Below are 26,762 nucleotides of genomic sequence, written 5' to 3'. Positions count from 1 at the left end.
ATCTCCCCCAACGGGTGAGTGCAGCCCGGGCAACGCTGTGTTCTCGTACAAGTGGTCGCAAAGACGACCCTTTGACGCCCTTGTTTTTTAAACTAGGGAGTACATAAAGAGAGCGCCTCTTTAATCCCTCCCATCCCCCACAACAAGAAAGACCACCATGTACAAGAAGAACCTTCTCCGCGGCGTCCTGGCCCTCGGCCTGGTCGCCGCCACGCTCCCGGCCGCCGCCCAGACCCGCATCGAGATCCAGGGCGCACGCAGCTACATGGACAGCCACGGCACCAACGCCGGCTTCGTCGAGGCCGTGTTCGCGCCGCAGCCGATCGGCAACACGCGCTTCACCTGGTCGCCCGACGTGTCGGCGGGCTGGATCGAGGGCCGCGACCTCGGCCGCTTCCGCGACAGCCACCCCGGCACCGACAAGAACGTGGGCCTGCTCGCCGGCGGTGCGCGCTTCCACTACGGCGATGCCGACAGCTGGTACCAGCCGCTGTTCTTCAGCTTCCAGGTCGCCGGCACCACCCAGACCACGCAGGCGCTTTCCAGCCACTACCAGTTCGTGAGCACGCTGGGCTGGCAGGCCAAGCACTTCACCGTGGGCATCCGCCACATCTCCAACGGCAGCCTGCACGAGCCCAACCGCGGCGAGACGATGGCCCTGGTGGGCTTTGCCTTCGATCTCTGATCGCGCGCGCCTCCGCCCTTACGACACAACGGCCCCGAACGGGGCCGTTGTCGTATCCGGGCTTGCGCGGCCGGTCAGTGGCCGCCGCCCGCGGCCGGCCCGGCCTTGGCGGTGAACGGCGGGCGCGCCAGCCACACCACCACGATCAGGGCCATGAAGATCCAGCCCAGCGCGTGGAACACCTCGTTGAAGGAGATCTGGTAGCCCTGCAGGGTCACCATCTGGTTGAGCTGGGCCGTGGCCGACGACGTGCCGCCCAGCTGCGCCAGCGCCGCCTGCGTGGCCGGGTCGTAGGGCGTCAGGTGCTCGCCCAGCTGCTCGTGGTGCACGATGGCGCGGTGGTCCCACATGAAGTTGGTGATCGAGGCGGCGAAGCTGCCGCCCAGCGTGCGCAGGAAGGTGGCCAGGCCCGAGCCCGCGGCGATCTCGTTCGGCTGCAGGTCCGAGAGCAGGATGGTCAGCACCGGCATGAAGAAGAACGCCACGCCCAGGCCCTGGATCAGCTGCACCAGCGCCACGTGGCGGAAGTCCACGCCGATGTAGAAGTCCGCGCGGACGAACGAGGTGGCGCCCATCACGAAGAAGGCCAGCGTGGCGAGCATGCGCAGGTCGAAGCGCGGCGCGTAGCGGCCCACGAACACCGTCAGCAGCACCGGCAGCACGCCCAGCGGCGCGGTGGCGAGGCCCGCCCAGGTGGCGGTGTAGCCTAGGTTGCGCTGCAGCCACTGCGGCACCAGGAGGCCGATGGCGAAGAACGCCGCATAGCCGAGCATCAGCGCCAGCGTGCCGAAGGCGAAGTTGCGGTGGCGGAACAGGCGCAGGTTGACGATCGGGTCCTTGTCGGTGAACTCCCAGATCAGGAACACCGCCAGGCCGATCGCCGCGACGATCGCGGTGGCCACGATGAACGGCGAGTTGAACCAGTCCTCGTCGTTGCCCTTGTCCAGCACCACCTGCAGCGCGCCCACGCCGATGATCAGGGTGACCAGGCCGACGTAGTCCATCTTCGGCCGCTCCAGCCGCTCGGGCCGGCCCTGCATCTGGTTGAGCACCACCATGCTGGCGAAGATGCCGATCGGCACGTTGATGAAGAAGATCCACGGCCAGGTGTAGTTGTCGGTGATCCAGCCGCCGAGGATCGGCCCGGCGATCGGCGCCACCACCGTCACCATCGCCAAGAGGGCGATCGCCATGCCGCGCTTGGCCGGCGGGTAGATCGAGATCAGGAGGCTCTGGGTGATCGGGTACATCGGCCCCGCCACCGCGCCCTGGATGGCGCGGAACAGGATCAGCATGCCCATGCTCTGCGAGATGCCGCACAGGAACGAGGCCAGCGAGAACAGCAGCGTGGACCACACGAACAGCTTGGTCTCGCCGAAGCGGCGGGTGAGGAAGCCGGTCAGCGGCAGCGCGATGGCGTTGCTCACCGCGAAGGAGGTGATCACCCAGGTGCTCTGGTTCACGCTCACGCCGAGGTTGCCGGCGATGGTCGGCAGCGACACATTGGCGATGGTGGTGTCCAGCACCTGCATGAAGGTGGCCAGCGACAGGCCGACCGTGGAAAGCGCGAGGTTGGGCGGACGGAATTGAGGGTTGTTCATGGGCGGCGCGGCCGTGGCAGGGGGCGTCGTTACGTCGGGCGCCGGGTCGGAATGAGGAACGCGCGGGGCGGAACCGCGGCGGTCAGGCGCGGCCGGCGCCGCGCCCGCCCGCGACGCTCAGGCGGAGGGCTTCTTGCCGTCCTGGCCGCCGGCGCTGGCCGTGGCCAGGTTGGCGTGGATGATCTGCTCGATCAGCGCATCCACCTGGGCCAGCTGCTTGGCGTACACGTCGGTGGTGAGGATCGGCTGGCTCGGCGGCTGCCGCGCCAGCAGCGGGCCGCTCTGGTCGTGCAGGCCCACCTCGGCGTCCAGCGACAGGCCGATGCGCAGCGGGTGCTCGTCGAGCTGCTTCGGATCGGTGAACACCACGCGCACCGGGATGCGCTGCACGATCTTGATCCAGTTGCCGGTGGCGTTCTGCGCCGGCAGCAGCGAGAACGCGCTGCCGGTGCCCACGCCCAGGCTCTGCACCTTGGCCTTGTAGGTCACGCTGCCGCCGTAGACGTCGGCCTTCACCTCCACCGGCTGGCCGATGCGCATGTGGGTGAGCTGGGTCTCCTTGAAGTTGGCGTCCACCCACACCTGGTGCAGCGGCACCACCGCCATCAGCGCGGCGCCCTGCTGCACGCGCTGGCCCACCTGCACCGTGCGCTTGGCGACGTAGCCGGTGGCCGGGGCGCGGATCACCGTGCGCACGTCGTCCAGATAGGCGCTGCGCAGCTGGGCGGCGGCGGCCTGCACGTCGGGATGCGAGGCGACCACGGTGTCGTCCACCAGCACCTTGTTGGTCTGGTACTGCTGCTCGGCGGAGGTCAGCGCGCTCTGCGCGGAGGTCAGCGCGTCGAGCGCGTGCGACAGCTCCTCGTTGGAGATCGCGCCCGACCTGGCCAGGTCGCGGCGGCGGTTGTAGTCGGCGCGCGCCTTGTCCAGCGCCACCTTGTTCGCCGCCACCTGGGCCTGCGCGCCGGAGACGTTGCTGTAGAGGCCGCGCACGCGGCGCACGGTGTTGGCGAGGTTGGCCTTGGCGCGGTCGAGCGCGATGTCGGCGTCGGCGCGGTCGAGCGCCACCAGCACGTCGCCCTCGTGCACCAGGTCGCCGTCGTCGGCGCCGATGGACACCACGGTGCCGGCGATCTGCGGGGTGATCTGCACCACGTTGCCGCCGACGTAGGCGTCGTCGGTGCCCTCGTACCAGCGGCCGTCGACGAAGTACCACGCGCCCCAGCCGATCGCGATCACGACCAGCACGACGAGAAGCAGGCGCAACAGGAAGCCGCGGCGATTCTTCGGCGGCGGGGCGGCCTGGGCGTCGGCCGCGGCGGGAGTCTGGCTAGCCATGGGATCAGTCTCGGGGGGAGGTGGAAACGGGGGTGGCGGCGACGTCGTCGCCCGGCTGAGGCCGGAAGCCGCCGCCCAGGGCCTGGATCAGTTGCACGGAGGCATCGACCTGCTGCGCCTGCAGCCCGGCCATGCGCTGCTCGTCGGCGAGCAGCTGCTGGCGCACGCTGAGCGCCTCCAGGTAGCTGCCGACGCCGGCGCGGTAGCGCTGCTCGGCGAGCTGCCAGGCCTGGTCGGCGGCCTCCAGCGCGCGCTGCTGGGCGGCGATCTGCTCGCCGTAGGATCTCAGCGCCGAGAGGTCGTCGGCGACCTCGTTGACGGCGCCGACCAGGGTCTTGTTGTACTGCGCCACGGCCAGGTCGTAGGCCGCGTCCTGGCCGGCCAGGTTGGCGCGGCGGCGGCCGCCGTCGAACAGCGGCAGGCTGACCGACGGGCCCACGTTGTAGAAGCGCGCCGGCATCTGGAACAGGTTGGTGCCGCCGCCGAGGGCCACGAAGCCGGCCAGCGCGCCCAGGCTCACGTTGGGCAGGAACTCGGCCTTGGCCGCCTGGATGTCGCGCGAGGCGGCCTCGACCCGCCAGCGCGCCGCCACCAGGTCGGCGCGGTGGCCGATGAGGTCCACCGGGAGGTCCGGCGGCACCGCCAGCGTGGCGGGCCTGAGCACCTGCGGCCGGGCGATCGCCTGGCCGCGGTCGGGGCCGCGGCCGAGCAGCACCGCGAGCGAGGAGCGGGCGGCGTCGATGGCGCGCGCGGCCACCGCCGCCTGCTGCTCGGCGCTGGCCACTTCCTCGTCGCCCTGCTTGAGCTGCACCTGGCTGTCGATGCCGGCGGCCACGCGCTGGCGGGTCAGCGTGCGCGCATGCCCGGCGCGCTCGAGCTCCGCCTTGGCCACGTCCTGCTGGGCGTAGGCGTAGCCGAGCTGCACGTAGGCGCGCGCCACGTTGGCGGAAACCTCGATGCGCGCGGCGCGGCGCTCGATCTCGGCGGCGCGGGCCTGGCCCAGCGCGGCCTCCCAGGCGGCGCGCTTGCCGCCCCACAGGTCGAGGTCCCAGCTGAAGTTGCCGTAGGCGTACTTGGCCAGCGCGAAATGGCCGCCGCCGGCCGAGGCCGGCATCACCGTGGTGGGAATGCGCGCGCCGGCCACGCTGGCGCCGGCGTCGAGGGTGGGGCCGCGCGCGGCGTCGGCCACGCCGGCCTCGGCCTGCGCCTGGCGGGCGCGCGCGTCGGCCGCGGCGAGATCGGGGTTGTTGGCGAGCGCCTCGTCGATCAGCGCGGCGAGCCGGGCGTCGCCCAGGCCCGACCACCAGTCCTGCTGCGGCCACGCGGCCGGCGAGGGAGTGAACGCGGCCAGGCTGCGCCCGGCCTCGAGGCTGGCGGGGTCGAGCGGCTGACCGTCCGGGTGCAGGCCGCCGCTGCTCACGCAGCCGGCCAATGCCAACGCCAGTCCGGTCGCCGCCCCGAGGATGTGCAGACGCATGGGTGTATGCCTTGCGGAGAATTCAGGATTTGTCGCGGAGCGCGAGCAGCACGCGCTCCAGGTAATCGTGCAGCTGGACCTGCTCGCGCTCGCTCAGGGAGCGTTGCGCCGCGGCCAGCACGCGCTCGCTGCAGCTCAGCATCTGGTCGCACAGGGTTTCGCCCGCCGGCGTGAGCAGGATGCGCAGCGCGCGCCGGTCCTGCTCGTGCGGCTGGCGGGCCAGGTAGCCCTTGCGCTCGAGCTGATCGAGCTGGCGGGTCATCGCGCCGGCATCCAGCTCCACCGAGCGGGCCAGCTCGCCCGCGCCCATCGGCCCGAAAGCCTTGAGCTTCTTGAGGATCAGGTACTGGGTGAAGCGCAGGTCCACGCCCTGCGCGGCCAGCTCCGACTCCAGGTGGCGGACCAGCTCGATGCGGACCAGGCCAATCAGCATGCCCAGGCTTTCGGCGGAAAGATCGTTCGGAAAGGGGATGGACGGCGTAACCATGCCGCGCATCCTATTGCCGGAATAATATTTGTCAAGGCAAATTTAGTCTCGGCAAAAGTCGCCCTCGAAACTTTTTGCGAGGCGGTGCTTCGAACGGCGTATCTCCGGAGCCGGACCGGCTAGTCCGGATCGACCACCAGCCGGGCGCGGCCGCCCTGCTTGGCCTGGTAGAGCCGGCGGTCGGCCGTCTCCACCAGCGCCTCGACACTGCGCCGCGCGCCCGGCGCCAGCCAGGCCATGCCCATGCTGCAAGTGATGCCCAGCTCCAGGCCCTGCCAGGCATGGGTGGCGGCGGCCAGGCCGTCCACCGCCTGCTGCAGGCACGCGGCGGCGGCCTGGGGCGAGTCGGCCCGGATCGCCAGCAGCAGTTCCTCGCCGCCGTAGCGGCCGAGCAGGGTGTCCGGCGGGAAGTGCCGCCGCAGCCACTGGGCCACGCTGCACAGCACCGCGTCGCCGGCGGGGTGGCCATGGCGGTCGTTGACCGCCTTGAAGTGGTCGAGGTCCAGCAGCGCCAGGGCGAGGCCCGAGTCGGATGCCTGCCCGTCGATGGCCTCCTGCAAGGCCTTGAGCGCCGCCGGGCGGTTGAGCAGCCCAGTCAGGCCATCGTGGGTGGCCTGGTGGTAGAGCTGGGCCTGCACCCGCTCCAGTTCGCGCTTCTCGCGCTCCAGTTCCGCCGTGCGCGTCACCACCACCTGCTCCAGGCGCTGCGCGCGGCGCAGCAGCTGCCGATGGCGCCAGCGCCACAGGCCGGCCAGGGCGGCCAGCAGCAGCAGTCCCGCCCCCGCATAGGCCCAGGGGGTGCGCCACCACGGCGGGGTCAGGGTGAAGTCGAACGCCAGCGGCGGCGACAGCGTGCGCCGGTTGTCGTCCAGCACCTCGAGCTCGAAGCGGTAGCGACCCGGCGGCAGCGAGGCGTAGCGCAGCTCGCGCAGCCGCGTCTGCACCCAGTCGGCGTCGATGCCGGACAGGCGGTAGCGGAAATGCAGCGGATGCCCGGCGCTGTTGCCCAGCGCCCCCAACTGCAGTTGCAGCGCGCCCGCCCCGGTCGGCCGGCGGCTGCCGCCGGCCAGGGCGCTGCCGTCGTAGCGGGCCACCAGCAGCAGCGGCCGCAACGCGCGCGGCGCCAGCAGGCGGTCCGGATCAAGCACGTGGGAGATGCCGTTGGTGGTGCCCACCCACAGCGAGCCGTCCCGGTCGGCCAGGAAAGCGTTGTAGTCGGTTTCGTCCCAGACCAGGCCGTCGCGCGCGGACAGCCGGACCCAGCGCGCGCCGTCGAACACGTCCACGCCGCTGCCGCCGCCGGCCCACAGCCGGCCGGCCCGGTCGTAGCGCAGGAAATAGAAGCGCGTCTGCGCCAGCAGCGGATCGTCCGCCGCATCCAGCACGACCTCCTCGCCCTCGACGCGGGCGCGAAGCAGGCCCGGCTGCATGCGGCTGAGCCAGAGCCCGCCGTCGGCCCGCACCGCCACGTGCTCGTAGCCGCCCACGCTGGCGCGGGGCGCCTCGCGCATCCGGCGCCACTGCCCGTCGCGGCGCCGGAACAGGCCGGTGTTGCAGGCCAGCCACAGCTGGCCGTCGCGGTCCTCGGCCATGTCCGAGCAGATGCCGGTGGGGATGATCGCGGGCGCCTCGCGCACCGCCGTGCGGGCGCCCGGGTCGATCCGGTACAGGCCGCCCATGCCCATGATCCACAGCACGCCCGCGCGGTCGAAATAGGCGGCGCGGATGAAGTAGGGCAGCGTCGCCACCGTCTCGGTGCGGCCGCTGGCGGGCCGGTAATGCAGCACGCGACCGTCGAACAGGGCCAGCCACACCGTGCCGTCCGCCGCCGGCAGCACCACGCGCGTCTGGTAGGGCGGCGCGATCCGCACCGGCCAGCGGCGGGCGTTGGCGCCAGCCGCGCCGATCACGTCGCCGCCGTGATCGTGCGTCACCCACACCGCCCCGGCCGCGTCGCGCGCGATCGACCACACCAGCGGGCTGCCCAGCCCCTGCGCGCTGCCCCAGTTCTCCACCAGGCCGTAGCCGTTCCAGTGCAGCATGCCGCGGCCGTAGGTGCCCAGCCAGATCGAGCCGTCGCGGTCGACGAGGAGGTCCGACACGCCGACCGGCGGCAGCCCGGCCGCCGCCTCGAACAGTTCCCAGCGGCGGCCGTCCCAGCGCGCCACGCCCAGTTCGGTGCTGGTCAGCACGCGGCCGGCGCCGTCCTCCACCAGCCGCAGGCCGGCGGCCGCCACCTCGCCCTTGCCGTAGGGCAGGTCGCGATCCACGAAGCCCTTGCCGCCCGCCGGCCAGACCCGGATCGAGCGGGTGCCGCGCACCCACAGCGTGCCGTCGCGGGTGCGCAAAAAGCCGAGCCAATGGTCGGCGGGCACGTGCTGCGCCGGGCCGAACTGTTCCAGCAGGTCGCCGTGCAGACGGCACAGCCGGGTGCCGCAGCCGAACCAGGCGTCCTCGCCCAGGCGCGCCACCGCGCGCACCTGGTCCAGCTCGGGCCGCGCGCGCAGGCGTGCCGGATCGAAGCGCGGCGTGAGCCGCCAGCCGCCCTGCGCGTCCTGCGCCAGCAGCCACAACCGGTGCCCGGCGACCAGCAGCAGCCGATCGTGCGGCAGCGGCGCCAGCGTCTGTCCGCGGTCGAGCAGCACCGCCTGCCCCTGCGCCAGCACCGTGTGGAAGCGCCCCTCCACGCCAACCTGCAGGCCCGTGCGCGAGGCCACCCACAGGCGGCCGCGCTCGTCGCCGTCGATGCCGACCACCTCGGAAACCTGGAAGCCCCCGTCGGCGCCCTCCGGGGTGAAGCCGATGCCGTCGAAGCGGTACAGGCCCTTCTCGGTGCCCGCCCACATCACGCCCTGGGCGTCCTGGTACATCCGGGTGATGGCCAGGCTCTCCAGGCCCGCGGCCTGGTCGTAGGTGGTGAGCGGGATCTCGACGGCGCGGCCCGCATGGGCCAGGCAGGCGAGCAGGACCAGGCACAACCCGCGTAGCAGGCGTGCGCGCGATGGCGTCCCTTTGATCAAGCCCACGTCCATCGCCGCTCGCACAGCCCCCGTTCCGCGCTCGCGCAGGGGCCGCGACGGCCGCACCCCAGGTCGGATGCGGCATTCTGCTCGCTCCGGCCGGCGCCCTCAACGGCGACGCCGGCCGCCGCTCAGGGCGCGGGCTTGAGGTAGGTGGCGAACAGCTCGTCGATGCGGCGGTATTCGTCGTACCAGGAGTCCGGATGCACGAAGCCGTGGCGCTCCATCGGGTACAGCGAGATCCAGAAGTTCTTCTTGTGCAGCTCGACGAAGCGCTGGTACAGCCGGACCGAGTCCTCCGCCAGCACGTTGTCGTCGATCAGGCCGTGCTCGATCAGCAGGGGATCCTGCAGGCGGTCGGCGTACTCGATCGGCGAGCTGGCCGCATAGGCGTCCGGATCGAGCTGCGGCGTGTTGAGCAGGTCGGAGGTGTACTCGTGGTTGTACAGGCGCCAGTCGCTCACCGGCCGCAGCGCCGCGCCGGCGGCGAACTGCCCCGGCGCGCGCAGCAGCGCCATCTCGGTCATGAAGCCGCCGTAGCTGCCGCCGTAGAGGCCCACGCGCCGCGGATCGACGCCGCGCTCCTTCACCAGCCACGCCTTGCCGTCGAGCAGGTCCTCCAGCTCCGGGTGGCCCGCCTGGCGGTAGATCGCCGTGCGCCAGGCGCGGCCGTAGCCCTCCGAGGCGCGGTAGTCCATGTCCAGCACCACGTAGCCCTGCTGCACCAGCAGGTTGTGGAACAGCTGCTCGCGGAAGTAGTTGGACCAGGACAGAGTGACGTTCTGCAGGTAGCCCGCGCCGTGCACGAAGATCACCGCCGGCTTGCCGCGCGCGTCGCCGCCCGCCGGCCCGTAGTACTTGGCATAGATGGTGCCCGCGCCGTGCGAGGAGGGCACCTCGACGATCTTCGGCGCGATCCAGGCCTGCGCCGTGAAGGCGCCCTTCATCGTGTTGGTCAGCTCGCGCGGCGCGCCGCCCGCGGCGCCCTGCACGGCCAGCTGCGCCAGCACGTAGGGCGAGGAATGCAGCACGGCGAATTGCTGGCCGTCGGGCGAGAGCACGAAGTCGTCCATGCCCTGGTAGCGGGTGAGGCGCGACAGCTCGCCGCCTTCGCTCGGCACGCGGTAGACGTCGTAGCTGTAGGGCGTCTCGCGGTTGCTGCGCAGGTAGAACCAGCGGCCGTCTTCGGACAGCACCGGGTGGCTGACCTCGAAGCGGCCGGCGGTGAGCGCCTTCGCCTTGCCCTCGAGCGGCTTCGCGTAGAGCTGCGACCAGCCGCCTTCCTCGGACAGGTACCACAGCGTGCGGTTGTCCTTGAGCCAGCCGAAATCGTTGAAGTTCCAGTTGATCCACGCCTCGTCGTGCAGGCGGTGCTGGGGCACCAGCGCGTGCCTGGCGAAATCGACGCTGGCGATCCAGCGGTCCTTGTTGTCGATGGCGCGCAGCTGGATGGCGAGCTGCCTGCCGTCCTCGCTCCAGGCGATGCCGCCGCCACCGCCGTCGTCCGCCTCCGAGATGATGCGCAGCGCGCGCTGCGCCGGCGCCTTGAGCGCCTTGGCTTCGTTGTCCTTGCCCTGCTTGAGGAGCGCGACGGTTTTGGCGCGGATCGCCGCGAGCGGGTCCTCGCCGATGCCGGGCAGCACGTCGGTCTTGAGCGCGTAGGCGCGGTGGGCGGCGAGGTCGAGCAGCGCGAGCGACTGCGGCGCCGGCTCGTTGTGGCCCACGTTGACGCGCGTCTCCTTGGGTTCGGCATAGCCCGAGTCGGTGACGTAGTGGGTGACCGCCGGCGCCCTGCCTTCCACATAACCCTTCGGCTGCGTCACCAGCAGCAGCCAGCGGCCGTCGGGGGACAGCTCGGCGTCGACCAGGGTGTCCTTGTCGCCCAGCCAGAACGGCGGCGGCACACGGCCGGGGTCGGCGGCGGCCAGCGCCTCCTCGTCGGCGCGCCGGGCGTCCTTGTCGGCCTTGAGCCGGCGCAGGGTGGCGAACAGGCGCAGCTGCTCGGCGCCGAGGTCGTCGGGCTGCTTGCCCTGCGGGTCGTCGGCGAACTTGAGCACGGCCACCGGGCCGGCGGTGCCGCGGGCGAGGTCGTAGCGGTACCAGTCGTTGCCGGCGCGGTAGTGCAGCGCGCGGCCGTCGGCGGAGAACTGCGGCGATGATTCCTCCACCGCCGTCTGCGTGACCTGCACGCGGCGCCCGCTGGCGAGATCCACCATGAACACGTCGCCGTGCAGCACGTAGGCGGCATGGCGATGCGCGCGGTCGAACACCGGCGGCCCGCCGGCCTCGGCCAGCGCCGCCGGATCGAGCTTCACCGCCGCACCGCCGGCCGCGTCCACGCGGTAGAGGTCGCGCACCGTGCTGCCGTCGCGCTTGAGCGCGTAGTACAGGCTGCGCCCGTCCACGCTCCAGTAGGGCGCCTCCACCGCATGGCCGATCCAGTCGGGGTCGGCCATCACGGTTTCGAGGTCGAGCGCACCGGACGAGGGCGCGGCGGCGACGGCCGGCAACGCGACGAGCGCGGCCAGGCCGGCCAGGGACAAACGGCGCATCGGGAAACTCCGCGGAACGAAAGCGCAGCAGCATAACCGGGCGCTACCGTGCCGCAACCGCCAAGGGTCGTGTTCCGCCGCGGCGGCGCCGTGGTTGGGCTGGCGGGCTGCCTCCCGCGGCCGCGACATCCGATACGGCGACGTAGCCCACCGCATGCAGCCGCCACGACCGGCATGGCCGGCGTCGGAAGCGCCGCACGAACTTGCGCGCCGGACGCCGGTAGCCGGGCACCCGGCGCCCCGGCACAATGGGTGCGTCCGCATCCAGGGGAAGGGAATCCATGCTGTCCAGCCTGAGTACGCTGCCGGCGTTTCTCGCCTATTTCTCGCTCGGCCTGCTGCTGCTCGCGGTGTTCGTCGCCGGCTACGTGCACTTCACCCCGCTGCGCGAGTTCGCGCTGATCCGCGCCGGCAACGTCAGCGCCGTGGTGAGCCTGGGCGGCGCGGTGTTCGGCTTCGTGCTGCCGCTGGCCAGCGCCATCGCGCACAGCGTGAGCCTGGTGGATCTGGCCGTGTGGGGCGTGATCGCGCTGCTGGTGCAGTGCGCCACCTTCGCCGTGCTGCGCGTGCTGCTGCGCGAGCTGCCGGCGCAGATCGAGGCCGACCGGCTGTCGATGGCGCTCTTGGCCGCGCTGGTGCACCTGGCGGTGGGCACGCTCAACGCGGCGGCGATGAGTTACTGACGTGGGCGGCCCGCTGCACCGTCCGCCACGGCTGCCGCTGTTTGGCGAGCGGCCGGCGCCCGCCTCCGCGACGCCTGAACCGCCGCGCCGCCGCTCGACGGCCGTGCCGCTGCTGCTGGCCGGCACGCTCGGTCTGGGCGTGGCCGGCTGCCACAGCGGCACCGACGTGCAGCGCAACCACTACGCCAACCTGCAGGACTGCATCCGCGACTACTCCATCGACCAGTGCGACGACGACGGCCCGAGCGGGAGCAGTAGCAGTGGCGGCGGTTATTACCATCACGGCGGCGGCTACCACGGCCCCTGGTACCGCAGCCGCGCCAGCGCGCAGGGCGTGAACGGCGACCCCGGCCCCGGCCGCAGCGGCGGCGTCATCGCCGCGCGGCTGGACGGCAGCGGCCCGCGCAGCGTCGAGCTGGGCACCCGCGGCGGCTTCGGGTCCAGCGGCCGCGTGTCCGCGCGGGGCAGCTGATGCGGCGCGAACGCCTCGCGCCGCGCGAAGACTGGACGGCGCGCGTGGAAGCGCTCGGCTTCCACTTCCACACCCTGGACGGCGAGCCGTACTGGCGCGAGGACGCCTGCTACGCCTTCGAGGCCGCCGAGATCGACGTGCTCGAAGCGGCCACCGCGGAGCTGCACGCACTGTGCCTGGACGCGGTCGAGCGCATCGTGCGCGCCGGCCGCTACGCGGAACTGGGCCTGGCCGATGCCGCGGCCACGCTGGTCGAACGCAGCTGGCAGGCACGCGAGCCCGCGCTCTATGGCCGCATGGACCTGAGCTACGACGGCCGCAACGCGCCCAGGCTGCTCGAATACAACGCCGACACCCCCACCGCGCTGCTCGAAGCCAGCGTGGTGCAGTGGTACTGGCTCACCGACGCGCGGCCCGGCGCCGACCAGTTCAACGCCATCCACGAGCACCTGGTGGAACGCTGGCGCGCCGTGCTGCCGCCGGCCGCGCGCGTGCACTTCGCCGCCTGCTACCAGCACCCCGAGGACGCCGCCACCTGCGACTACCTGCTCGACACCTGCCTGCAGGCCGGCCACGCCGCCGAGGCGCTGGACGTGGAGGAGATCGGCTGGAACGGGCGCGACTTCGTCGACCTCGATGACCAGCCGATCGGCCGCCTGTTCAAGCTCTATCCGTGGGAGTGGATGCTGGCCGAGCCCTACGCCGCGCACCTGCCGGACGCGCGGGTGCAGTGGATCGAGCCGGCGTGGAAGATGCTGCTGTCGAACAAGGCGATCCTGCCGCTCTTGTGGGAGTTCTTCCCCGGCCACCCCAACCTGCTGCCGGCCAGCCGCCGCCGCGAGGACCTCGCCGGCGCCGTGGTGCAGAAGCCGTACTGGGGCCGCGAGGGGCAGGGCGTGCAGGTGCTCGGGCCCGGCGAGGCCGCGCGGCCGGCCGACGCCCCATGCGTCTTCCAGGCCTGCGCGCCGCTGCCGCGCTTCGACGGCCAGCATGCGCTCGTCGGCAGCTGGGTGATCGGCGATGCCGCCGCCGGCCTCGGCCTGCGCGAGGACGAGGGCGCCGTCACCCGCAACACCAGCCGCTTCGTGCCGCACTACTTCCGCTGAGCCGCGCGCAGCGCGTTGCCGCGTTGCCGCCTCCGCCATGCCCGGACACCGCGCCGGAAGCCACCGGCGCACTGTCTCCCCCTACCTGCCGGCGGCCAGCTCGGATGCGTTCAAGGGCATCTCGGTGTTCCGCGGCGTACTGGTGTCGCTGGGCCCCTCCCCGGCGGTGGGCAACATCGTCTCGGGGGTGATGCTGACCTACATGCGCCCCTACCAGATCGGCGACTACCTGCGCATCGCCCAGACCGAGGGCGCGGTGGTGGAGCGCAGCCTGCTGCTGACGCGCCTGCGCACGCCGCAGAACGAGATCGTCACCATTCCCAACGCGCAGGTCCTCTCGCCGGGTAGATGGTGAGCTACAGCGGGCTGGCGGCGCGCGAGGGCGTGATCCTGCACATGCCGCTGTCGCTGGGCTACGAGCTGGCCTGGGAGACGCTCGAGCCGCTGCTGCTCGAGGCCGCGCGGCGCACGCCGGGCATCGAGGCCTCGCCCGCGCCCTACGTGCTGCATGCGGGGCTGGAGAACACCGTCGCCCGCTACCAGCCCAACGCCGACACCCGCCAGCCCACGCGCCGGCCCTTCATCTACTCGTACTCGGACCTGCGCCGCCACGTGCAGCGCGTGTTCGCCGAGGCCGGCGTGGACATCTACACGCCGGTGTACTTCCCCCGGCCGGCCGCGGCGCCGCGACACGAGGCGGCCGGCTGACCCGATGGCGTCGCGCAGGCGTCCCCGCGCCTGACCGGCCGGCGGCGCGAAGGCCGGCGCGAAGGCCGGCGCGAAGGCCGGCGCGACGCCCTGCGCGAGCGCGGGCATGCCGCGGCGCGGCTGCTACGATGCGGCCTTTGCCCTCGCCGCCATCGCCATGAGCCTACTCCCCACCGTCGAACACGAAACCGCCCCCCACCCCACCCACAGCGTGATCTGGCTGCATGGCCTGGGCGCCGACGGCCACGACTTCGCGCCGATCGTGCCGGAGCTGGTCGACCCGGCATGGCCGGCGCTGCGCTTCGTGTTCCCGCACGCGCCGGTGCGGCCGGTGACCATCAACGGCGGCATGCCGATGCGCGCCTGGTTCGACATCCTCGGCTTCGGCCCGGGCGTCCCGCAGGACGAGGCCGGCATCCGCGCCGCCATCGCCGCCACCGAAGCCCTGATCGCGCGCGAACGCGAACGCGGCGTGCCGGCCGGGCGCATCCTGCTGGCCGGCTTCTCGCAGGGTGGCGCGATCGCGCTGGCCACGGCGCTGCGCCATGCCGAACCGCTCGCCGGCGCAGTCGGCCTCTCCACCTTCCTGCCGCTGGCCGGCTCGCTGTCGGCCGAGCGCAGCGCGGCCAACGCGGCGATCCCGGTCTTCTTCGCCCACGGCACGCAGGACCCGGTGATCGCGCTCGCCCGCGCCGAAGACTCGCGCGCCGCGCTGGCCGCGCTCGGCTACGCGGTGGACTGGCACACCTACCCGATGCCGCATTCGGTCAGCGCCGAGGAAATCGCCGACCTCAAGCGCTGGATGGGCGAACGCCTGCGCTGAATCCCCCGTGCGGCGACGGCATACTGCGCCGATGCGCGCCCACGCCCCCCGCACCCGCGAACCGAGCCCGCTGCCGGACTTCTGCAGCCTGCCGGTGCTGTTCGCGCTGTTCGTGGTCGGCGCGCTGTGCGTGTGCCTGATGTGGCTGGCGCCCGGCGGCAGCCGCGGCGGGTCCGGCTTCGCCGTGGGCATGGCCTTCATCGCCTGGCTGGCGCTGCTGCTCACGGTGGCGCTGTGCAAGCTCTCGCCATGGCTGCGCCGGCTGCCGGGCCGGCTGCCATATGCGGGCGTGTGGGGGCTGATGGTGGCGATGGTGGCGCTGGCCAGCGCGGTGGCGCGCTGGCTGGATGCCTCGCTGCAACTGGGCCTGCTGGACGTGCGCGCGCCGTTCGTGCGCGACAGCACGCTCGCCGCCGCGCTGCTCGGCGCCGCCATGCTGCGCTACTTCTACGTGCTGGCGCAGTGGCAGGCGCGCCTGGCCGCGGTGAGCCGCGCGCAGGTGGAGGCATTGCAGGCGCGCATCCGGCCGCACTTCCTGTTCAACAGCATGAACACGGTGGCGGCGCTGGTGCGGGTCGACCCGGCCGCGGCCGAGCGCACCATCGAGGACTTGTCCGAACTGTTCCGCGCCGCGCTGGGGCAGGACGGCATCCACGACGGCACTCTCGGCGAGGAACTCGCGCTGGTCGAGCGCTATCTCGCCATCGAACAGTTGCGCCTGGGCGGACGGCTGCGCATCCGCCGCGAACTGGATGCGCTGCCCGGCGACTACCCGCTGCCACGCCTGCTGCTGCAGCCGCTGGTGGAGAACGCGGTGCGCCACGGCATCCAGCCGCTGCGCGAGGGCGGCGAGGTGATCCTGCGCGGCACGCGGGACGCGGCGGGGCTCCACATCGAGATCGACAACCCGCTGCCGCCCGCCCCGGCCATCGGCGGCAACGGCCACGGCCTGGACAACGTGCGTCGGCGCGTGGCCTACCGTTACGGCGCGCGCGCGCGGGTGCAGGCCGGCCCGGCCGGCGAACGCTACGTGGTGCGCCTGGAACTGCCGGCGAAGGAGGAACGCGATGCGCGTGCTGATCGTCGATGACGAGCCGCTGGCGCGCCTGCGCCTGGCCGCGCTGCTCGAGGAGTGCGAGGACGCCCAGGTCGTCGACAGCGTCGGCGACGGCGAGGCCGCGCTGGAGGCGATCGGCCGCCTGCATCCGGACCTGCTGCTGCTCGACATCAACATGCCCGGCCAGGACGGCACCGTGCTGGCCGCGCAACTGGCCGGCCGCGGCGGGCCACAGGTGGTGTTCTGCACCGCCTACGAGAACCACGCGCTGCACGCCTTCGAGCTGGGCGCGGTGGACTACCTGCTCAAACCGGTGCGTCTCGAACGCCTGCGCGAGGCGCTGCAGCGCGCACGGCAGCGCCTGGCCGCCGCGCCGCACGAGGCCGGCGGCCACCTGCACGCGCGCGTGCGCGGCGAGCAGCTCAAGGTGGCGCTGGCCGAGGTGGTCTGCCTGCTGGCGGAGGAAAAATACGTGGTGGCGCGCCGCGCCCGCGACGCGCTGCTGCTGGAGACCTCGCTGCGCCAGCTGGAGGAGGCCTACCCGGAGCAGCTGGTGCGCCTGCACCGCAACTGCCTGGTGCCGGCGCAGCGCCTGATCGGCCTGAAGACCTTCGCCGACGGCCGCGTGCTGGCCCGCCTCGCCGGCACCGACTTCAGCCCCGAGGTGAGCCGGCGCAACCTGGCCGCGGTGCGCCGGCGGCTGAGGATGGGCTGAGAGCCTGTTTACGCTCTTGCCGCCGCTGGCGTGCCGGGCCGTGCAGCAGCGCGCTCGCGCACGACCGGGGCGTGACGGCGTCGCCGTGGCGCAGGCCTTATCGCGCGCAAGGCGCGCTTCTACACGTTTTAAGGCGGCGCTGCGCGAGAAGATCATGACGATCGCCGTCGCCGCGCCCGCCGCCCTGGGTCGTCGCGTCGCACGCCGGGCCCCGCGCCAGCACGCGCACGGCAGGTGCGCGACAATAGGGGGCCACCATCGTCGTAGAGCCGAGTTCCATGTCCCCCAGCATCCTCCGTATCGCCACCCGCAAGAGCGCGCTCGCGCTGTGGCAGGCCGAGCACGTGGCGGCGCAGCTGCGCGCCGCGCACCCGGGCCTGGCGGTGGAGCTGGTGCCGCTGTCCACCCGCGGCGACGAGATCGTCGACCGGCCGCTCGCCGCCGTCGGCGGCAAGGGGCTGTTCCTCAAGGAACTGGAGGTGGCGATGCTGGAAGACCACGCCGACCTCGCCGTGCACTCGCTGAAGGACGTGCCGGCGGAACTGGAGCCCGGCTTCACGCTGGCGGCGATCCTGCCGCGCGCGGACGCCGCCGACGCCTTCGTCAGCAACGCCTGGGCGGACCTCGCCGCGCTGCCGCCGGGTGCCCGCGTGGGCACCTCCTCGCTGCGGCGGCAGGCGCAGCTGCGCGCGCTGCGGCCGGACCTCGAACTCCTCGACCTGCGCGGCAACGTGGGCACGCGGCTGGCCAAGCTCGACGCCGGGCAGTACGACGCGATCGTGCTCGCCTGCGCCGGGCTGGAACGCCTGGGCCTGCACGCGCGCATCCGCGGCCGCCTCGGCGCGCCGGACTGGCTGCCGGCGCCGGGGCAGGCGGCGATCGCCGTCGAGGCCCGCGCCGACCGTCCGGCGGTGCTCGAACTGCTGGCCGCCCTGGACGATGCCGACACCCGCACCACGGTGGCCGCCGAGCGCGCCATGAACCAGGCACTGGGCGGCAGCTGCTCGGTGCCGGTGGGCGCGTGGTGCGTGCTCACCGAGCACGGCCTCTACCTGCGCGGCCTGGTCGGCGACGCCGCCGGCGGCCGCCTGCTCCAGGCCGAGGCCGAGGCCGGCGCGGACGACCCGGAAGGCCTCGGCCGGCGCGTGGCCGAGGCGCTGCTCGCGCAGGGCGCCGGCGAGTTCCTCCCCCGCTGAAGGGACGTCTGGACGTCCAAAAAAAGAACGGCCCCGGCGCGCATGCCGGGGCCGTGGACAACACGGGCGCCGCGTCGGCGCCTCAGAAGTTGTAGACGAGGTTGGTGGTGGCCAGGGTGTCGGTGTTCTTGGTACCCGGCTGCACGTCGCTGTTGTAGCGCACCTGGAAGCCGAGCTTGAGCGCCATCTTCTTGGTCATGCTGACCGACAGGCCGGCGTCGTTCTGGTAGTAGGTGTTCTTGGTGCCCGCCTCGGTGAGGAAGGTGTCCTCGAAGGCGGTGTTGCTGTTGAGGCGGTACTTGTAGTTGACCAGTCCGCGCGCCACCGGCTCGCTCTCGGTGGGCTGGCGCTGCACGACGGTGCTGCCGTCCGCCGCCGTCACAGTGGTGTCGGCCGGGCGGTACTTCTTGTAGCCGGGGCCGATTTCGAACGACAGCTCGGTGCGCTCGTTCTTCAGCGCGATGTAGCCGTAGCCCAGCGACACCGTGCCCTGCCAGAGGTTGGCGCCGAAGTCGTCGTGCTCGTAGCGGGCCGCGCCCACCAGGTAGCTGCGCGGGTCGAACTTGTAGCCCACCGAGGCGCCGGCGGCGTAGCGGTTGGCGGTGGTGGTCATGCGGTCGACGGTGTTGCCGTTGGCGTCCTCCACCGTGGTCTCGCCCTTGGAGCGCAGGCCGGTGAGGAAGAAGTTGTTCTTCCAGTACTCGTTTTCCTGGCTGAGGCCGAGCTTGGCATTGGCGTTCTCGGTGCGCGAGTTGCCGTGCGAGGAGGCGAAGCCGAATTCGCCCGAGCCCGTCCAGCCACCGTTGTTCGCCGCCGTGCCGGTGCCCGCGTCCTGCGCGTGGAGGGCCGTGCCGGCGAGGGCGAGCAGCATGCCGATGATCAGAGGCCTTTTCATGAGGGACCCATTCCGTACGTTAAACAAAGGTGAAACGCTACGATAACGTAGCGCTTTGAACTTGCTGTGAACCATCGCCCCCGGCGGGCTCAGGCGGCCGCATCGAGCCGGTTCGACTCCGTCTCGTACAGGCGCTGCTCGATGGTCTTGCCGGCCAGGCAGCTCAACGCCGCCACGCCCACCACCAGCGGCCCCGCATCCAGCTGGTCGTCCAGCAACAGGGCCACGCAGGGCAAGGCATAGGTGAAGGCCGCGGCGACGAAGCGGACCGGCCGCAACGGCCGCGGCGCGGCCGCCTCCGGCTGCAGGGCCTGCCAGCGCACGCCCTCGATCAGGCCGAGCAGCAGGGCCAGCGCGACCAGCACCATGATCCACGAATGGGTGCCGGCCGGATGCACCGACTCGTCCTGCGCGGCCAGGCACAGCCACAGCCACAGGCCGCCGCTGTAGCAGGCCGAAACGCCGCGCCCCACAGCCGACAGCATGCCGCCCTCGCGCGGGCCCGCCGCCGCGGCCTGCCCGCAGCAGGGGTTGCAGGCCAGGCAGGCCGCGCTGCACAGCGCCAGCACCGCGCCGGCCAGGCGGGTCGCCCAGAAATCGTTGTCGCCGCGCACCAGCCCGGCCGCCGCCAGCATCGGCAGGTAGGCGAACAGCGCCAGCAGCGCCTCGCGGGTGGGCCAGCTGCCGCGCCCCGGGCGCCAGCCGTACCAGGTCGGCGCGCGCGGCAGCGGCAGGCAGGCGGCGAGCAGGCCCAGGCTGACGAAGCCCGCGCCCAAGGTCAGCGGCACCAGCGCTTCGCCGCGGCCGTCGCGGTAGATGCCGAGCGTGAGCGCGATGCCGAGCAGGAGCCAGATGCCGTAGCCGCTCACCGCCAGCACCTGCAGCAGCACCGATGGCCAGGACGGTGTCACGCGCGACACCGGCATGCCCGTGTCGGCGGTGTCGGCGGCGTGCGTGTCACTGGTCGTCAGCATCGTGGGGAGAAACCTGCGCGAATGCGGGGGGGGGCGGCGGCCGCGGCCGCCCGGTCGGCGCGCTTGCGGCCGCGCCGGCCCGCACCCATGCTACACAAGGCTTCCCGCGACGACACCCCATGGACCGTTACGAGCGCATCCTCACCCTGCACCGGCTGCTGAAATCCGCGCACTACCCGGTGGCGCTGCCGCGGCTGATGGACGAGTTACAGTGCTCGCGCGCCACGCTCTACCGCGACATCGCCTTCCTGCGCGACGCGCTGGGCGCGCCGGTGGAGAGTGCCGGCGGCGAGCAGGCCGCGTTCCGCTACGAGACGGGCGAGGGTGAGCGCTTCGAGCTGCCGGGCCTGTGGCTCACCTCCGACGAGCTGGCCGCGCTGCTCGCGCTCAACGAATTGATCGGCCGCTCCGGCCCCGGCGGCGTGCTGGCCGGCGCGCTGGCGCCGTTCAAGGCGCGCATCGAGCACCTCCTGTCCGACCACGACAGCGGCAAGGCGCTGCCGATCGAGCGCATCCGGGTGATCAGCTGGGGCGAGCGCCGGCTCGACCAGCAGGTGTTCCGCATCGTCGCCGGCGCGGTGCTGGAGCGGCGCCAGCTGCGCTTCCGCTACCGCGCCCGCACCACCAACGCCGACAGCCGCCGCACGGTGTCGCCGCAGCGCCTCACCCACTACCGCGACAACTGGTACCTGGACGCCTGGGACCACGACCGCGAGGCGCTGCGCAGCTTCGCGGTGGACCGCATCGCCGAGCCGCAGGTGCAGGACGCGGCCGCCACCGACGTGGCCGAGGCGGACCTCAACGACCTGCTCGCCTCCAGCTACGGCATCTTCGCCGGCAAGCCCAAGGCCTGGGCCACCATCCGCTTCTCCTCGCACGCCGCGCGCTGGGTGGCCGACGAGCACTGGCACTCGCAGCAGCAGGGCGGCTGGCTGCCCGACGGCCGCTACGAGCTGAAAGTGCCGTACTCCAACGCCAAGGAACTGCTGATGGACGTGCTCAAGTACGGGCCGGACGCGCAGATCGTGGCGCCGCTGCCGCTGCGCGAGGAGATGAAGATCCTGCTCAAGCTGGCGCTGGAGGACTACCAGGCGCCGCCACGCTGACCGCATGCCCCGCCGCGGCGGGGCGCATCGCCGCCGCTTCACGGCGGGCCGGCGCGAACGTATCGTGGCGGCGTCGCCGCACGGGTCAAGGCCACTATGGATTCCTCCGCTCCCACCACGCTCGCCGCACTCGCGGACCGCCGCCCCACCGTGGCGCTCGCGCTCGGCTCCGGCGGCGCCAAGGGGCTGGCGCACATCGGCGCCATCGAGGAGATCGAGCGCCGTGGCTACCGCATCGTCGCCATCGCCGGCAGTTCGATGGGCGCGCTGATCGGCGGCGTCTACGCCATGGGCAAGCTCGAGGTGTACCGCGACTGGGTCTCCGCGCTGGCCAAGCTCGACGTGCTGCGGCTGGTGGACTGGACCTTCTCCGGCGGCGGCCTGATCAAGGGCGAGAAGATCATCGACACGCTGCGCGAGCTGATCGGCGATGCGCAGATCGAGGAGCTGCCGCTGGCCTACACCGCGGTGGCCACCGACATCGACCGCGGCCGCGAGGTGTGGCTGACCCGCGGCGGGCTGTTCGAGGCGATCCGCGCCTCCATCGCCATCCCCACCGTGTTCCGGCCCTACCTGCTGGACGGCCGCCGGCTGGTGGACGGCGCCCTGCTCAACCCGGTGCCGGTGACGCCGCTGATCCGCGAGCCGGCCGACTACCTGATCGCGGTGAGCGTGGATGGCGCCCCCGAAGCGCCGCCGACGGAGGCGGTGGCGCCGCCGGCCGAGACCGGCGGCTACCGCCAGCGTGTCGGCGAGTTCATCGCCCGCCTGCTGCCGCACAACGACAAGGCCGGCGCCGAACCCGCCCCGCGCGAGCCCGGCGCGCTGGAGCTGCTGGCCCAGTCGATGGACCTGATGCAGGCCAACCTGGCCCGCCTGCGCCTGGCCGCCTACACGCCGGACCTGCTGATCCAGCTGCCGCGCAACATGGCCACCGCGTATGAGTTCTACCGCGCCCGCGAGCTGATCGAACTTGGCCGCCTGCGCGCCGGCGAGGCGCTGGATCGCTGGGAACCGTCGCTGGCGCCCGCCGGCAGCGCCCGCCCGGACCACGCCGTTCGCGGAGACTAAACCCACGGCACCCACCTGCAGGAAGCGCGCCTTGCGCGCGACCGCGGCGTTGCGGCGTCACCGCTGCGTAGGCTTGTCGCGCGCAAGGCGCGCCTACATGGGATAGGCCAAGGGGCGGGCGCGGCGGGCGGGGCCTACGCAGGAACGGCGCGAGGCCGCATGGAGCCTGCTCCTGCGTCACGGCACGGCTTGATTTCGCCCCGCACGGTCGCCACGCTGGACGTCCTGCAAGGAGTCCCCATGAACGCCCCCAACCCCCTGCTGGCCGACGACCGCCTGCCCGCCTTCTCCCAGATCCGCCCCGAGCACGTGCAGCCGGCGATCGACGCCATCCTCGCCGACTACCGCGCCGGCATCGACGCGCTCACCGCACCCGGCGCCGCCCGCGACTTCGACAGCGTGATGCTGACCCAGGAGCGCCTCGAGCAGCGCCTGGCGCGCGCCTGGGCGCCGGTCTCGCACCTGCACTCGGTGGCCGACAGCGAGGCGCTGCGCGCCGTGTACGGCCCGGCCGAGGAACAGCTCACCGAGCACGCCATCGAGCTGGGCCAGAACCGCGCCCTCTACACCGCCGTGCAGGCGCTCTACGACGCGCCCGGCTTCACCGCGCTGCCGCGCCCGCCGCGCGCGCTGGTGGAGCACGCGCTGCGCGACTTCCGCCTCTCCGGCGTGGCGCTGGAGGAGCCGGCGCGCACGCGCTTTCGCGAGATCGGCGTGGAGCTCTCGCGCCTGTCCACCGAGTTCGCCAACGCGGTGCTCGACGCCACCGACGCCTGGCACCAGCACGTGACCGACGAGCGCGACCTCGCCGGCATCCCCGAGTCCGGCCGCGCGGTGCTGCGCCAGTACGCCAAGGAGCAGGACCTGGACGGCTTCCTGGTCACGCTCAAGCAGCCCAGCGTGCAGGCCGTGCTCACCTACGCCGACGACCGCCGCCTGCGCGAGCGCGTGTACTGGGCCTACCAGACGCGCGCCTCCGACCAGGGCCCGCAGGCCGGCAAGTACGACAACTCCGCGCGCATCGGGAAGATCATGGCGCTGCGCCACGAGGCCGCGCAGCTGCTCGGCTTCGCCAACGCGGCGGAGGAATCCCTCGCCACCAAGATGGCCGCCTCGCCCACCGAGGTGATGGAGTTCCTGCACGACCTGGTGTCCCGCGCGCGGCCGGTGGCGCAGCGCGAACTGGAAACGCTGCGCGCCTTCGCCCACGAGGCGCTCGGCCTCGACAACCTCGAACCGTGGGACGTGGGCTACGCCGCCGAGAAGCTGCGCCAGCGCCGCTACGCGCTGGACGAGGAGCAGTTGAAGCCCTACTTCCCGCTACCGGCGGTGATCGAGGGCCTGTTCGCCATCACCGGGCAGCTCTACGGCATCACCCTCGCGCCGCGCGAGGATGTGGATGTGTGGCACCCGGACGTGCGCTACTACGACGTGCGCGACGCCGACGGCCGCGTGTTCGCCGGCGCCTACGTCGACCTCTACGCGCGCAGCGGCAAGCGCGGCGGCGCGTGGATGGACGTGTGCCGCGCGCGCTTCGACGACGGCGAGGCCGCGCAGCTGCCGGTGGCCTTCCTCACCTGCAACTTCGCCCCGCCCACCGAGGGCCGCCCGGCGCTGCTCACCCACGACGACGTGCTGACCCTGTTCCACGAGTTCGGCCATGGCCTGCACCATCTTTTGACCCGCATCGGCCTGCCCTCGATCGGCGGCATCGACGGCGTGGAGTGGGACGCGGTGGAGCTGCCCAGCCAGTTCATGGAGAACTTCGGCTGGAACCGCCAGGCGCTGGACCTGTTCGCCCGGCACTGGAAGACCGGCGAGCGGCTGCCGGACGAGCTGTTCGAGCGCATGCTCGCCGCGCGCCACTTCCACGCCGGCCTGTTCCTGGTGCGCCAGCTCGAGTTCGCGCTGTTCGACTTCCGCCTGCACCTGGAATACGACCCCGGGCAGGGCGCCCGGCCGATGGCCGTGCTGGAGGAGGTGCGCCACGCGGTGAGCGTGCTGCACCCGCCCGCATGGCAGCGCTTCCCGCATGCCTTCACCCACATCTTCGCGGGCGGCTATGCGGCCGGCTACTACAGCTACCTGTGGGCGGAACTGCTCTCGGCCGACGCCTTCGGCGCGTTCGAGGAGCTGGCCGCGCAAGGCGGCAGCGTGCTCGACCGCGCCACCGGCGAGCGCTTCCGCAGCGAGGTGCTGGCGGTGGGTGCGAGCCGCCCGGCGCTGGAGAGCTTCGTCGCCTTCCGCGGCCGCAAGCCCGAGCCGGAGGCGCTGCTGCGCAGCCACGGCCTGATCGACTGACGCCTCACCCCCACGCCCTCTCCCCCGCCGGGGCACGCGGGGAGGCGCCATGGATGGCGCCGGCTTGGGGAGCGCCGGGGCGAGGGCGGGTGCCTGCGGCGTAGCCGCCTCTCGTCCTCGCCGCTCTCGCCCGTCGCCCCGCCCGTCGTTCCGACGTAGACCAAAGCTGCCCGCCACAGCGACGCCGGCCTCCATGCCGGGTTCCCTCGCGGGCCCGCTCGTGCGGGCGCGCCTCGCCCACTGGGAACCAACACCGCGACCGGGTCGACACGTTGTCGCACCGAGCACGCTCCATGCCGCCCCCTTAACGCCTTGAAATACCCCGCATCGCCGGGAACGCGGCGGCGCGGCTTCCTCCGTGCCATGACATGGATCCCACGCAATCGCGCCGTCCGGCCGCCCCGATTAACCGCAGCGTCATCCGCGGTTTTCCAGGATCGAGGTTTTGCAGCGCGGAACCCCGATGAGCGATTCGGCCAACCCCGCGGCGCGCACCGCGCCGCGCTTCGACGAATTGGACAGCCTGCGCGGCCTGGCCGCGCTGGTGGTGGTGCTGTGGCACTACAGCGGCATGTTCTCCGCGCAGCCCCTGGCCGGGCCGCTGCGGCCGCTATACCTGGGCGGCGGGCTGCTGGTGGATTTCTTCTTCGTGCTGTCGGGCTTCGTGCTGAGCTTGAGCTACGACCGCGAAGGCCGCCGCGACCGGTTCGGCCGCAACCTCTGGCAGCGCGTGGCGCGGATGTACCCGCTGCACGTGGTCACCCTGCTGGTGGTGCTCGCCTGCGACACCGTCAACGTGATGCAGGGCCAGCCGCGGCCGGCGAGCAACGACGCCTACCACTTCGTGCTGAACCTGCTGCTGCTGCAATCCTCGGGGCTGCAGCACGGCTACTCCTTCAACGGCCCGTCGTGGTCGATCTCCGCCGAGTTCCTGATCAACGCCCTGTTCCTCGCCCTGCTCGCCTGGGGCGGCCGCGCCGGGCGCTGGCTGATGGCGGCGCTGGCGGTGGCCTGCGCGGGGGCGCTGCTGCACACCGGCATCCTCAACCACAGCGTGCCCGTGGAAGGGCGGCTCGACGGCGTGGTGGACCTGTCGCTGGTGCGCTGCTGGTTCGGCTTTTACCTCGGCACGCTGTGCTACCGCGGCTTCGCGCGCCGCCACGGCAACGAGGCGGCGCCGGCGAGCTGGCGCGGCGACGTGGTCGGCGCGCTCGCGCTGGCGGCGGTCGTGGCCTACATGGCGCGCGCGCTGCCGCAGAGCCACCTGGGCGACGTGCTGTTGGCGGCACTGGCCTTTCCCGCGCTGATCCTCGGCACGCTGCACAGCCACCTGCTGCGCGCCGTGCTGCGCTGGCGGCCGCTCACTTGGCTGGGCGAGGTGTCCTACTCGATCTACCTGGTGCACGTGCCGCTGATCGCCTGGCTGCTGGTCGCCAACGGCCGTTTCGGTCCGTGGCCGATGCAGAGCCCGTGGATGCTGCTGGCGTTCTACGCCCTGGTGCTGGCGGTGGCCGCGCTGACTCATCGCTGGGTGGAGCTGCCCGGCAAGCGCTGGCTGGGCAGCTGGACGCTGCGCCTGCCCACCGGGGCGCATGTCGCGCGCCGTCTCCAGGTGGCGCGCCGGCGACGCGGCCGGCGGCGCGGCATCCGCGCGGCGATGTATCGGCGCTTCGTGCGCTGAGCGGACCGAAGCATTCCCTTACAATGGCCGGATGAAGATCGCCAGCTGGAACGTGAACTCGCTGAAGGTGCGCCTGCCGCAGCTGACGCAATGGATGGCCGATGCGCAGCCCGACATCGTGGCCCTGCAGGAAACCAAACTGGAGGACCCCAAGTTCCCGGTGGACGAGCTGGCCGCCGCCGGCTACCGCGCGGTGTATTCGGGCCAGAAGACCTACAACGGCGTGGCCATCCTCGCCCGCGACGGCGCGGGCGAGTTCGGCGACGTGGTCACCGACATCCCCGGCCTCGACGACCCGCAGCGGCGCATCCTCGCCGCCACCGTGGGCGAGCTGCGCATCGTCGACCTCTACGTGGTCAACGGCAAGGCGGTGGGCGACGAGAAATACGCCTACAAGCTCGACTGGCTGGCCAAGGTGCGCGAGTTCCTGGCGCGCGAGCTGGAGCGCCATCCCAACCTGGTGGTGCTGGGCGACTTCAACATCGCGCCGGACGACCGCGACGTGTACGACCCGGCCGCCTGGGGCGAGGAAGTGCTGTGCTCGCCGCCCGAGCGCGAGGCGCTGCTCGCGATCACGGGGCTGGGCCTCGCCGACAGCTTTCGTCTGTTCGAACAGGGCGGCGAGCACTTCAGCTGGTGGGACTACCGACAGGGCGCGTTCCGGCGCAACATGGGCCTGCGCATCGACCTGATCCTGCTCGCCGACGCCTTGAGGCCGGCCGCGCGGGCGGCGGCCATCGACCGCACGCCACGCAAGTGGGAGCGCCCGTCCGATCACACCCCGGTAACGCTGGATTTGGATATCTAAGACTCG

23 protein-coding genes are annotated in these 26,762 nt (G+C 72.4%); 15 read left to right on the top strand and 8 right to left on the bottom strand.

From position 1 onward, the window contains the following. The first annotated feature begins 157 nt into the window (after positions 1 to 157). The gene (locus ACH65_RS04435; protein WP_053096150.1) at positions 158 to 685 is read left to right on the top strand and encodes an acyloxyacyl hydrolase; all 528 of its coding nucleotides are present in this window, start codon (positions 158 to 160) and stop codon (positions 683 to 685) included. A 74-nt stretch (positions 686 to 759) separates the two neighbouring features. Here the strand turns inward: ACH65_RS04435 and ACH65_RS04430 are convergent, their stop codons facing one another. From ACH65_RS04430 to ACH65_RS04405, 6 genes are all read right to left on the bottom strand, one after another. Further along, entirely contained in the window at positions 760 to 2,286 is a 1,527-nt protein-coding gene (locus ACH65_RS04430) for a DHA2 family efflux MFS transporter permease subunit (RefSeq protein WP_049621372.1), read from the bottom strand. Positions 2,287 to 2,403: 117 nt separating this feature from the next. Next, entirely contained in the window at positions 2,404 to 3,624 is a 1,221-nt protein-coding gene (locus ACH65_RS04425) for an HlyD/EmrA/EmrK family protein (RefSeq protein WP_049621371.1), read from the bottom strand. 4 nt (positions 3,625 to 3,628) lie between these two features. Next, positions 3,629 to 5,101: an efflux transporter outer membrane subunit gene (locus ACH65_RS04420; protein WP_049621370.1), complete on the bottom strand. Its 1,473-nt coding sequence runs from the start codon at positions 5,099 to 5,101 to the stop codon at positions 3,629 to 3,631. Positions 5,102 to 5,123: 22 nt separating this feature from the next. Further along, positions 5,124 to 5,588, bottom strand: coding sequence for a MarR family transcriptional regulator (locus ACH65_RS04415; protein ID WP_049621369.1), 465 nt, complete (start codon positions 5,586 to 5,588; stop codon positions 5,124 to 5,126). Positions 5,589 to 5,707: 119 nt separating this feature from the next. After that, complete coding sequence (locus ACH65_RS04410; RefSeq protein ID WP_153242472.1) at positions 5,708 to 8,608, bottom strand: ligand-binding sensor domain-containing diguanylate cyclase; 2,901 nt, start codon at positions 8,606 to 8,608, stop codon at positions 5,708 to 5,710. Between the two features lie 131 nt (positions 8,609 to 8,739). Further along, positions 8,740 to 11,160 carry a S9 family peptidase gene (locus ACH65_RS04405; protein ID WP_049621367.1) on the bottom strand — a complete coding sequence of 807 codons (2,421 nt, stop codon included), beginning with the start codon at positions 11,158 to 11,160 and terminating at the stop codon, positions 8,740 to 8,742. 281 nt (positions 11,161 to 11,441) lie between these two features. Between ACH65_RS04405 and ACH65_RS04400 the strand changes: the two genes are divergently transcribed. The 9 genes from ACH65_RS04400 (at position 11,442) to hemC (ending at position 17,920) form a co-directional block, all read left to right on the top strand. Then, a complete protein-coding gene (locus tag ACH65_RS04400) occupies positions 11,442 to 11,843 on the top strand; it encodes a DUF350 domain-containing protein (protein ID WP_049621366.1) in 402 nt (133 codons plus the stop codon). Position 11,844: 1 nt separating this feature from the next. Further along, on the top strand, positions 11,845 to 12,315 hold the full coding sequence (locus tag ACH65_RS04395) for a hypothetical protein (protein WP_049621365.1): 471 nt from the start codon (positions 11,845 to 11,847) through the stop codon (positions 12,313 to 12,315). After that, entirely contained in the window at positions 12,315 to 13,421 is a 1,107-nt protein-coding gene (locus ACH65_RS04390; protein WP_049621364.1) for a glutathionylspermidine synthase family protein, read from the top strand. Before ACH65_RS04395 ends, ACH65_RS04390 begins: the two co-directional genes overlap by 1 nt. A gap of 37 nt (positions 13,422 to 13,458) precedes the next feature. Next, on the top strand, positions 13,459 to 13,776 hold the full coding sequence (locus tag ACH65_RS04385; protein ID WP_049621363.1) for a mechanosensitive ion channel domain-containing protein: 318 nt from the start codon (positions 13,459 to 13,461) through the stop codon (positions 13,774 to 13,776). Then, positions 13,770 to 14,129 carry a hypothetical protein gene (locus ACH65_RS04380; RefSeq protein ID WP_049621362.1) on the top strand — a complete coding sequence of 120 codons (360 nt, stop codon included), beginning with the start codon at positions 13,770 to 13,772 and terminating at the stop codon, positions 14,127 to 14,129. Before ACH65_RS04385 ends, ACH65_RS04380 begins: the two co-directional genes overlap by 7 nt. A gap of 157 nt (positions 14,130 to 14,286) precedes the next feature. Next, entirely contained in the window at positions 14,287 to 14,952 is a 666-nt protein-coding gene (locus ACH65_RS04375) for an alpha/beta hydrolase (protein WP_049621385.1), read from the top strand. 31 nt (positions 14,953 to 14,983) lie between these two features. Then, entirely contained in the window at positions 14,984 to 16,042 is a 1,059-nt protein-coding gene (locus ACH65_RS04370; RefSeq protein ID WP_049621361.1) for a sensor histidine kinase, read from the top strand. Further along, on the top strand, positions 16,020 to 16,724 hold the full coding sequence (locus ACH65_RS04365; RefSeq protein ID WP_049621360.1) for a LytR/AlgR family response regulator transcription factor: 705 nt from the start codon (positions 16,020 to 16,022) through the stop codon (positions 16,722 to 16,724). The genes ACH65_RS04370 and ACH65_RS04365 overlap by 23 nt, the downstream gene beginning before the upstream one ends. 278 nt (positions 16,725 to 17,002) lie before the next feature. After that, a complete protein-coding gene (gene hemC, locus ACH65_RS04360) occupies positions 17,003 to 17,920 on the top strand; it encodes a hydroxymethylbilane synthase (protein WP_049621359.1) in 918 nt (305 codons plus the stop codon). An 82-nt stretch (positions 17,921 to 18,002) separates the two neighbouring features. On the opposite strand, the gene ACH65_RS04355 is transcribed toward hemC, so the two are convergent. Continuing rightward, positions 18,003 to 18,815 carry a DUF481 domain-containing protein gene (locus tag ACH65_RS04355; protein WP_049621358.1) on the bottom strand — a complete coding sequence of 271 codons (813 nt, stop codon included), beginning with the start codon at positions 18,813 to 18,815 and terminating at the stop codon, positions 18,003 to 18,005. An 89-nt stretch (positions 18,816 to 18,904) separates the two neighbouring features. Continuing rightward, positions 18,905 to 19,789, bottom strand: a complete 885-nt coding sequence (locus tag ACH65_RS04350) for a hypothetical protein (protein ID WP_049621357.1) — start codon at positions 19,787 to 19,789, stop codon at positions 18,905 to 18,907. A 119-nt stretch (positions 19,790 to 19,908) separates the two neighbouring features. Between ACH65_RS04350 and ACH65_RS04345 the strand changes: the two genes are divergently transcribed. The 5 genes from ACH65_RS04345 to xth all read left to right on the top strand — a co-directional run bounded on the left by ACH65_RS04345 (position 19,909) and on the right by xth (position 26,756). Further along, a complete protein-coding gene (locus ACH65_RS04345) occupies positions 19,909 to 20,895 on the top strand; it encodes a helix-turn-helix transcriptional regulator (RefSeq protein ID WP_049621356.1) in 987 nt (328 codons plus the stop codon). A 96-nt stretch (positions 20,896 to 20,991) separates the two neighbouring features. Then, positions 20,992 to 21,966, top strand: a complete 975-nt coding sequence (locus ACH65_RS04340; RefSeq protein WP_049621355.1) for a patatin-like phospholipase family protein — start codon at positions 20,992 to 20,994, stop codon at positions 21,964 to 21,966. A gap of 240 nt (positions 21,967 to 22,206) precedes the next feature. Further along, positions 22,207 to 24,267 (top strand): M3 family metallopeptidase, encoded by a 2,061-nt coding sequence (locus ACH65_RS04335; protein ID WP_049621354.1) that lies wholly within the window; start codon positions 22,207 to 22,209, stop codon positions 24,265 to 24,267. A gap of 463 nt (positions 24,268 to 24,730) precedes the next feature. Continuing rightward, positions 24,731 to 25,948: an acyltransferase family protein gene (locus tag ACH65_RS04330; RefSeq protein ID WP_049621353.1), complete on the top strand. Its 1,218-nt coding sequence runs from the start codon at positions 24,731 to 24,733 to the stop codon at positions 25,946 to 25,948. A gap of 31 nt (positions 25,949 to 25,979) precedes the next feature. After that, entirely contained in the window at positions 25,980 to 26,756 is a 777-nt protein-coding gene (gene xth, locus ACH65_RS04325; RefSeq protein WP_049621352.1) for an exodeoxyribonuclease III, read from the top strand. The last annotated feature ends 6 nt before the right edge of the window (positions 26,757 to 26,762 follow it).

This window comes from Frateuria defendens, from assembly GCF_001182895.1.
GTDB classification, from domain to species: Bacteria; Pseudomonadota; Gammaproteobacteria; order Xanthomonadales; family Rhodanobacteraceae; genus Frateuria_B; species Frateuria_B defendens.
Note: the sequence above shows the minus strand (reverse complement) of the source record. Positions and strands in the feature narration are given on the sequence as shown.

Excerpts from the sequence above, each read along its gene's own strand:
- ACH65_RS04435 (WP_053096150.1), top strand. The coding sequence starts at position 158 with ATGTACAAGAAGAACCTTCTCCGCGGCGTCCTGGCCCTCGGCCTGGTC.
- ACH65_RS04430 (WP_049621372.1), bottom strand. The coding sequence starts at position 2,286 with ATGAACAACCCTCAATTCCGTCCGCCCAACCTCGCGCTTTCCACGGTC.
- ACH65_RS04425 (WP_049621371.1), bottom strand. The coding sequence starts at position 3,624 with ATGGCTAGCCAGACTCCCGCCGCGGCCGACGCCCAGGCCGCCCCGCCG.
- ACH65_RS04420 (WP_049621370.1), bottom strand. The coding sequence starts at position 5,101 with ATGCGTCTGCACATCCTCGGGGCGGCGACCGGACTGGCGTTGGCATTG.
- ACH65_RS04415 (WP_049621369.1), bottom strand. The coding sequence starts at position 5,588 with ATGGTTACGCCGTCCATCCCCTTTCCGAACGATCTTTCCGCCGAAAGC.
- ACH65_RS04405 (WP_049621367.1), bottom strand. The coding sequence starts at position 11,160 with ATGCGCCGTTTGTCCCTGGCCGGCCTGGCCGCGCTCGTCGCGTTGCCG.
- ACH65_RS04400 (WP_049621366.1), top strand. The coding sequence starts at position 11,442 with ATGCTGTCCAGCCTGAGTACGCTGCCGGCGTTTCTCGCCTATTTCTCG.
- ACH65_RS04390 (WP_049621364.1), top strand. The coding sequence starts at position 12,315 with ATGCGGCGCGAACGCCTCGCGCCGCGCGAAGACTGGACGGCGCGCGTG.
- ACH65_RS04385 (WP_049621363.1), top strand. The coding sequence starts at position 13,459 with ATGCCCGGACACCGCGCCGGAAGCCACCGGCGCACTGTCTCCCCCTAC.
- ACH65_RS04380 (WP_049621362.1), top strand. The coding sequence starts at position 13,770 with ATGGTGAGCTACAGCGGGCTGGCGGCGCGCGAGGGCGTGATCCTGCAC.
- ACH65_RS04375 (WP_049621385.1), top strand. The coding sequence starts at position 14,287 with ATGAGCCTACTCCCCACCGTCGAACACGAAACCGCCCCCCACCCCACC.
- ACH65_RS04370 (WP_049621361.1), top strand. The coding sequence starts at position 14,984 with ATGCGCGCCCACGCCCCCCGCACCCGCGAACCGAGCCCGCTGCCGGAC.
- ACH65_RS04365 (WP_049621360.1), top strand. The coding sequence starts at position 16,020 with ATGCGCGTGCTGATCGTCGATGACGAGCCGCTGGCGCGCCTGCGCCTG.
- hemC (WP_049621359.1), top strand. The coding sequence starts at position 17,003 with ATGTCCCCCAGCATCCTCCGTATCGCCACCCGCAAGAGCGCGCTCGCG.
- ACH65_RS04355 (WP_049621358.1), bottom strand. The coding sequence starts at position 18,815 with ATGAAAAGGCCTCTGATCATCGGCATGCTGCTCGCCCTCGCCGGCACG.
- ACH65_RS04350 (WP_049621357.1), bottom strand. The coding sequence starts at position 19,789 with ATGCTGACGACCAGTGACACGCACGCCGCCGACACCGCCGACACGGGC.
- ACH65_RS04345 (WP_049621356.1), top strand. The coding sequence starts at position 19,909 with ATGGACCGTTACGAGCGCATCCTCACCCTGCACCGGCTGCTGAAATCC.
- ACH65_RS04340 (WP_049621355.1), top strand. The coding sequence starts at position 20,992 with ATGGATTCCTCCGCTCCCACCACGCTCGCCGCACTCGCGGACCGCCGC.
- ACH65_RS04335 (WP_049621354.1), top strand. The coding sequence starts at position 22,207 with ATGAACGCCCCCAACCCCCTGCTGGCCGACGACCGCCTGCCCGCCTTC.
- ACH65_RS04330 (WP_049621353.1), top strand. The coding sequence starts at position 24,731 with ATGAGCGATTCGGCCAACCCCGCGGCGCGCACCGCGCCGCGCTTCGAC.
- xth (WP_049621352.1), top strand. The coding sequence starts at position 25,980 with ATGAAGATCGCCAGCTGGAACGTGAACTCGCTGAAGGTGCGCCTGCCG.